This window comes from Pseudoalteromonas sp. CR1 (assembly GCF_019392235.1).
GTDB lineage: Bacteria > Pseudomonadota > Gammaproteobacteria > Enterobacterales > Alteromonadaceae > Pseudoalteromonas.
Map to the genome: position 1 here is coordinate 1 of NZ_JAHXRM010000529.1, position 245 is coordinate 245.

At 62.9% G+C, this 245-nt stretch carries 1 protein-coding gene; it reads right to left on the reverse strand.

Annotated features, from left to right (window positions below):
* Nucleotides 1-229, reverse strand: a 229-nt coding sequence (locus KZZ04_RS20420) for a LysR substrate-binding domain-containing protein (protein ID WP_257903717.1), incomplete at its 3' end; no start/stop codon positions are given.
* Nucleotides 230-245 lie beyond the last annotated feature (16 nt).

Sequence of the window (245 nt, forward strand, 5' to 3'; positions counted from 1 at the left end):
TCACCAGGTCGTAGGTCAGCGCGATGTCCAGCTCACCGCTGCGCAGTTTTTCCAGCAGTTCCTCATGGTTGCCTTCGGCCTGGGTCAGCCGCACGCCAGGAAACGCACGGCCAAACCCGAACACCAACTCGGGCGTGATCATCGGCGCCAGCGACTCCAGGCAGCCCACCCGCAACGGCCCACGCACGGTGTTCAACGACTCCGAGGCGATGGTGTAGAGGTTGGTCATCTGCTCCAGAATCAGC